Origin of the sequence: Paenibacillus zanthoxyli JH29 (genome assembly GCF_000520715.1) — a bacterium.
GTDB lineage: Bacteria > Bacillota > Bacilli > Paenibacillales > Paenibacillaceae > Paenibacillus_AQ > Paenibacillus_AQ zanthoxyli.
Genome location: NZ_ASSD01000381.1, coordinates 1 through 6,393 on the forward strand (window position 1 = coordinate 1; position 6,393 = coordinate 6,393).

Here is a 6,393-nt window from a genome sequence, read left to right on the forward strand (position 1 = left end):
TGAGCGTTCGGCTGTGGATGAGTGCGGCTCCGTTATAGAGCATGCGAGCCGCCGCCCGGCGATTAAAGAAGCGGTATTTTGATCAGGCTGAAGAATAAGGAAACTATCTGGTATGGCGGAGGGATCTCTCAAGCATGGACGCAATGCATACGATGAAAGAGCTTGTGGCGGAGCTGAATAAATATAACTATCATTACTATACGCTCGATGCGCCGCTCATCAGCGACAAGGAGTACGACGCCCTGTACGACAAGCTCGTCGCCCTGGAAGCGGAGAGCGGGATCGTCCTGCCCGATTCGCCGACCCAGCGCGTCGGCGGCGAGCTGCTGAAGGGCTTTGTCCCGCACCGGCACTTAGCTCCCCTCTGGAGCCTTGACAAAGCGCAGAACATTGAACAGCTCCGCAACTGGAATGCCCGAGTGCTTAGGCTGGTGAACGACTATAACAGCAAGAATCCCGAGCAGCCCCTTCCGGAGCCACGCTATGCCGTAGAGCTGAAATTTGACGGTCTGACGCTGAACCTGACTTACCGTAATGGGAGGCTGGTTCAGGCATCCACACGAGGCAACGGCGTTACAGGCGAAGGCATTCTGGCGCAGGTGAAGACGATCAAATCCGTTCCGCTGAAGATTCCCTTCAAGGAGGGCGTCATTGAGGTGCAGGGCGAGGGCATCATGAACTTGTCGGTGCTCGCCGAATACAACAAGACGGCGGCGGAGCCGCTCAAGAATGCGCGCAACGGGGCGGCTGGAGCGCTGCGCAACCTGAACCCGAAGCTGACAGCGGAGCGGAGATTGAATGCTTTTTTCTACAATGTTGGCTATTCGGAAGGCGTCGAGTTCCATGACCATCAGGAAATGATGCAGTTCTTGCGCGACAACCGTTTCAAGGTCAATCCTTACCTGACTTACTTTGACAACTTCGACGAAGTGTCGGAGCAGTTGGCTGAAATTGAGGAGGGCCGCTCGAAGCTGGATTACCTGATCGACGGAGTCGTCATCAAAATTACTGATTTCCGTATTCGCGAAGTGCTCGGTTATACGGACAAGTTCCCCCGCTGGGCGGTTGCCTACAAGTTCGAGGCGGAGGAGACGACCACCATACTGGAATCGGTCATCTGGAATGTGGGCCGGACCGGCAAAGTGACGCCGCTGGCGCGGGTCGAGCCGGTAGAACTGGCCGGCGTTACCGTGCAGAACTGCACGCTTAACAATATCGGCGACATTGAGCGGAAGAATCTGAAGCATGCGCTTGGAACGCGTGTCTTCATCCGCCGTTCCAACGACGTCATACCGGAAATTCTGGGGAAAGTGACTGAAGTGCAAGACGGCGGGGAGATCATTTATCCCGAGCAATGCCCGTCCTGCGGTTCACAACTGGAAATGCGGGGAGCGCATCTGTTCTGCAATAATAAGCTGAACTGCAAGCCGCAGATCGTTGCGCGGATCACCCATTATTCCTCCAGGGACGCGATGGATATCGAGACCTTCAGCGAAAAGACGGCGGGGCAGCTGTACGAGGAGCTTAACGTCCGCGAGCCCGCCGACCTCTATGAGCTGACGCTGGAGCAATTGGTGAATTTGGAACGGTTCGGCGAGAAGAAGGCAAGCAATCTTCTTCAGGCGCTCGAAGAGAGCAAGGGACGGGACCTCGCTTCCTTCCTGTATGCGCTGGGCATCCCGAATACCGGCAAGGCGACGACCAAGATGCTGGCCGACCATTTCCGCGATCTGAACGCCGTTATGACGGCGAGTGCGGAGGAACTCTCGGCGCTGCCCGATATCGGCGGCATTGTGGCAGAGAGCATCGTTTCTTTTTTTGCCGATCCGTTCGTCGTTAACGGCATCCGCCGCCTGCTTGATTTGGGCGTTCAGGCCAAGGCGCCGGAAGCGCCGGCTCCGGTCGCAAGCGATTCCTTCTTCAGCGGCAAGACGGTGGTGCTTACCGGATCGCTGCAGCAGCTGACCCGCGAGGAAGCGGCGGAGAGGCTGGAAGCGCTTGGCGCGAAAGTCACCGGCAGCGTCTCGAAGAAGACCGATCTCGTCATTGCCGGAGAGAAAGCCGGCAGCAAGCTGGCCAAAGCGCAGCAGCTCGGTATCCCGGTCATCGAGGATGAGCAAGAATTGATCCGGCTGCTGGAGGGCGGAGCGCCGTCCTGACCTTGCATTCTGAATTGAATTCTTTAGGTTGAATTTAACCTTTCCTGCACTCGTAGAATAGCGTTACAACAATGTCAGGGCTGCTCTCAAGCAGCTTTTTTAAATTCTCCTCTGTTTTACTCTCCTTGCTATTATTCCCTCTTAAATCCATTAGCCTTTAAATCTTTAATGTTTCATAAAAATTAATCCAAGTCGGCCTATACTTTTACATGGAGCAAATACTCTCCCCCTACACTATAGTTGATTACTCACTACTGGGAGGGTATAGATAAAAAATGAACAAAGGTCTGAAAAAAGTGGCAATCGGCGGCTTGGCCTGCCTGATCCTTTCCGCAGGAAGTTTCGCTTACGCTGCGCAAAGTGCTTCCAAGACACAAAAGGCTGCAAAAGCCCCATCGAAAAATCTCATCGTCCTGATTGGCGACGGCATGGGACCCGCGCAAATCTCGGCGACGCGATACTACGAGCAGTACAAAAAAGGAATCAAGCATCTTAATCTCGACCCATATTATGTGGGACAGGCCACAACCTATGCGGATCGCGGCGAAGACGGCGGCAAAGTGGTGTCGGGTGTCGTAACGGACTCCGCTTCCGCGGGAACGGCTTTTGCCACAGGCCATAAGACATACAATGCGGGCATCAGCGTATCCAATGAAGATGCGTCCAAGCCTTTCGCCTCCGTTATTGAAGCGGCGGTTAGCAGCGGCAAAGCAACGGGTCTCGTAACCACCGCGCGGATTACCCATGCAACGCCTGCCGTATATGCGTCGCATGTCCGCAACCGCGATAACGAATCGGCCATTGCCTCCCAGTATCTGGATAGCGGCGTGGATGTGCTGTTCGGCGGGGGCAAGCAATTTTTTGTGACGAAGGATGAGAAAGGCAAGCGGACGGATAAAAATATTCTGCCCGACTTCAAAGCTAAAGGGTACACCATTGTCGAGAACACGAGCGCACTGAAGGCTCTTCCGGCTTCCACGACTAAAGCGCTGGGTCTGTTCGGCAGCTCCCATGTCGCCTATACCCCGGACCGTACAGCCGAAATTCCAAGCCTGGCGGCAATGACGTCGTCCGCGTTGAAGATTTTGTCCAAGGATAAGGACGGTTTTGTCATGATGATCGAAGGCGGCCGGATCGACCATGCCGGACATGCCAATGATTTTCCGACGCTGGTGCAGGAGACGCTTGATTTCGATGCCGCCTTTAAGACCGCGATCGAGTTCGCCAAGAAAGACGGCAATACATCCGTAGTCGTGACTGCGGACCATGAAACGGGCGGTTTGTCCCTGTCGCGCGACAATATCTATGAGCTGAATATCGACCTGTGGGATAAGCAGAAGCATTCTTCGGAATCCATTGCCAGCAAGCTTGCCGAGGCCAAGACTCCTGAGGAAATTCGCAGTATTGTAGCGGAGAATACCGGAATTAACGATTTGACCGACGAAGAGGTGCAAGCGATTTTGGCAGGCGACGGTTCCTCCTACAAGCAAGAGGGCGCCTACAATGCCGTTATTTCCAAAAGACTGCTGGTCGGCTGGTCCGGACACGGGCATTCCGCCGTTGATGTCGGGATATGGGCATATGGTCCAATCGCAGGTAAAGTGAAAGGCCAAATAGATAATACCCAGATCGCCAGAGCTTCGGCTGCCATTGTAGGGGTCAATCTGGATAAGAGAACCACCGAGCTTCAATCGAAATATGTTTATCCGAAATTTAAAATCAACCGCGAGAATGAAGTGCTGTATCCTGTCGCCTCGCTGATCAAAGCCCTTGGAGGAAGCTACAGCAGCGGATCATCCGTCTCGAAGGCCGCTTTTGGCAAAAATACGCTGAATATCAACATGTCGGCTTTGACAGCTACGCTGAACGGCAAGGCAGCAGCTTTCACGGTAGATAACGATAACGGAACCGTATACCTTCCGCTGTCCGCTTTCAGCCAGTTAACCGGCAAAAATCTGAAATGGGATTCGCTCTCCGAACGGATTGTCCTGCGTTAAGGGGGAGTAAGCATGCTGCAAATTTCCGGCCTGAGCAAAAGCTTCCGGATCGACGGACGCAGTCTGCCGATCCTGGATATTCCCGCTTGGCAGGTGGAAAAAGGTGAAAAGGTGGCGATTACCGGACCCAGCGGGTCCGGTAAAAGCACGTTGCTCCATTTAATCAGCGGAATTGCGGTGCCTGACAAGGGTGAGATTCGCCTGAAGGGGAAGCCGCTGCACACCATGACGGAGGCCCAGCGGGATCGACTTCGGGCCATGAGCATCGGTTATGTGCTGCAGGATTTCCATCTGATTCCATCTCTTACCGCCAGTCAAAATATCGAAATCGCAATTAATGCCAGCATGCCAGCGAAGCGGAGGAAGACGCTCATCTCCGAGTGGCTGGAGAGGGTAGGCCTGCCGGACCGGGCGAAGCATATGCCTTCCCAGCTATCCCGGGGTCAGCAGCAGCGGGTGGCGATTGTCCGCGCGCTTGTGAACAATCCCCCGCTCGTCCTTGCGGATGAGCCCACCGGCAGTCTGGACTGGGAGACCGCTGATGAAATTTCGCGGCTTTTGCTCGATCTGAGCTCTTCCGGGCAGCAGACTCTGATTGTCGTAACGCATGACCTGAACATGGCGGAGCGCTTTCCGAAATGTCTGGATATACGGGAGCTGAACCGTGTTCGGAAGCATTCGGAGCATCAAGCCGGAAGGGGCGGCGCACAGGAGGTAAGCAACGGATGAATCTTTTTTCATTGTCGCTGCGCAATATCCGCCATCGGCTTTTTCTCTCTTTTCTTACTGTCTGCGCGATCGGGGCGACCGTCGCTTTTATCGTCCTGTTTTCGCTTTTCCGGGACAGCGTCGAGCAGGGGGCGGAAAAAGGGTACGGTCCGTTCGATCTCGTCATTGGCGCACAGGGCAGCGAAACACAGTTAGTACTGAATACGTTCTATCATATCGGCGCACCTACCGGGAACATTCCGGCAAGCGTACTAGACCAGGCGCGAAGCGATTCGGGTGTGGACAAGGCGTATGCTATGACGACCGGAGATAACTACAACGGATTTCCGGTAGTCGGCATCGATCCGGAGTATTTTCTGACACGGTACGGTGACCGTTCGCTGAAGGCCGGCGCGCTGTATGCCAAGACGGGCGAAGCGGTTGTCGGATCGCATGTTGCCCAAACGCTCGGTCTGCATGTAGGCGATACGTTCACCGGAGCTCATGGGCTGGTGGAGGAAGGAGAACATCATTCCGCCGAAGAGGAGGCCGAGAGCCACGCCGGTGAAGAAGAGGGAGAAGCGGAAGAACATTCCCATGAAGGCTTTTTATATACGGTGACCGGTATCTTGCCTACGCTGAACACGCCGGATGACCGGGCGGTGTTCACTACCGTTGACTATGCTTGGGCGGTTCATGAGCTTCAAGGGGAAGACCGGGAGATTACGGCCGTTCTGGTCAAGCCGTCAACTCTGCTTGGCGCGCATAATCTGAAGCAAACGCTTGATGGCAATGGCGGGGTTCAGGCAGCCTATACAAGCAAGGCCGTGTCCGATGTGGTGAACGCAATCGACCAAGGTTCGCGTCTTGTCGAAATATTGGCCGGACTGTGCGTGCTTCTTGCCGCGATTACGATTCTGCTGTCCTTGATCGCCGCCGCCGGAGAGCGTACCAAAGATGCCGGTCTGCTGCGGCTGCTGGGCAAGCCGAAGAGCTATGTATGGATGACGCTTATTAGTGAAGGCATGATCCTGACGCTGACGGGACTGGCCTCAGGCTTTCTTGCGGGACATTTGGCCGCATTGCTCTTTAGAGAAGTACTTTTTGCCAAAGCGGGAGTCCGAATAGACCCTTATTTGTGGAACGCCGATCACGCCTGGATTGCTACGGGAACGATTGCGATCGGACTGCTCGCCTCGCTGATTCCCGCCTTCCGGATGTACCGGCTTCACCCGCTCGCTTTGTTTAAATCTTAGGAGGTAGGCTGCTTATGAAGACAAGACAAAAGTTTCTGACCGCCGCGGCTGTGTGCCTTGCCTTATTGCTGTCCGCATGCGGCAAGGATGGGCAAGAGACGTCGGCGTCTTCGTTTTCGTCGGTTCAGAACACCTCGGTATCTGCTGAAGAACAAGATCATTCCCAGGTGAATGAGGATAGGAAGGTAGCGGGAGATTCCGCCGCTGCCTTAAAAAATTCCGCTTCGCCGGAGGCTTCACCGGGCGCCGCATCCTCTCCGGGTGCCGCTACTG

The 6,393-nt window shown here is 54.9% G+C and carries 5 protein-coding genes; all 5 read left to right on the forward strand.

The window, feature by feature from the left end; genetic code table 11:
- Positions 1 to 134: 134 nt before the first annotated feature.
- On the forward strand, positions 135 to 2,159 hold the full coding sequence (ligA, locus tag L691_RS0114025; RefSeq protein ID WP_025691126.1) for an NAD-dependent DNA ligase LigA: 2,025 nt from the start codon (positions 135 to 137) through the stop codon (positions 2,157 to 2,159).
- A 275-nt stretch (positions 2,160 to 2,434) separates the two neighbouring features.
- A complete protein-coding gene (locus L691_RS0114030; RefSeq protein WP_025691127.1) occupies positions 2,435 to 4,156 on the forward strand; it encodes an alkaline phosphatase in 1,722 nt (573 codons plus the stop codon).
- Positions 4,157 to 4,168: 12 nt separating this feature from the next.
- The gene (locus L691_RS0114035) at positions 4,169 to 4,885 is read left to right on the forward strand and encodes an ABC transporter ATP-binding protein (protein WP_025691128.1); all 717 of its coding nucleotides are present in this window, start codon (positions 4,169 to 4,171) and stop codon (positions 4,883 to 4,885) included.
- The gene (locus L691_RS0114040) at positions 4,882 to 6,120 is read left to right on the forward strand and encodes an ABC transporter permease (protein ID WP_025691129.1); all 1,239 of its coding nucleotides are present in this window, start codon (positions 4,882 to 4,884) and stop codon (positions 6,118 to 6,120) included. Before L691_RS0114035 ends, L691_RS0114040 begins: the two co-directional genes overlap by 4 nt.
- 14 nt (positions 6,121 to 6,134) lie before the next feature.
- Positions 6,135 to 6,393, forward strand: a 259-nt coding sequence (locus tag L691_RS28910) for a hypothetical protein (RefSeq protein ID WP_036737058.1), incomplete at its 3' end; no start/stop codon positions are given.

What these genes read in the sequence shown, in the direction of transcription:
- L691_RS0114040 (WP_025691129.1), top strand. Translation starts at nt 4,882, where the DNA reads ATGAATCTTTTTTCATTGTCGCTGCGCAATATCCGCCATCGGCTTTTT.
- L691_RS0114030 (WP_025691127.1), top strand. Translation starts at nt 2,435, where the DNA reads ATGAACAAAGGTCTGAAAAAAGTGGCAATCGGCGGCTTGGCCTGCCTG.
- L691_RS0114035 (WP_025691128.1), top strand. Translation starts at nt 4,169, where the DNA reads ATGCTGCAAATTTCCGGCCTGAGCAAAAGCTTCCGGATCGACGGACGC.
- ligA (WP_025691126.1), top strand. Translation starts at nt 135, where the DNA reads ATGGACGCAATGCATACGATGAAAGAGCTTGTGGCGGAGCTGAATAAA.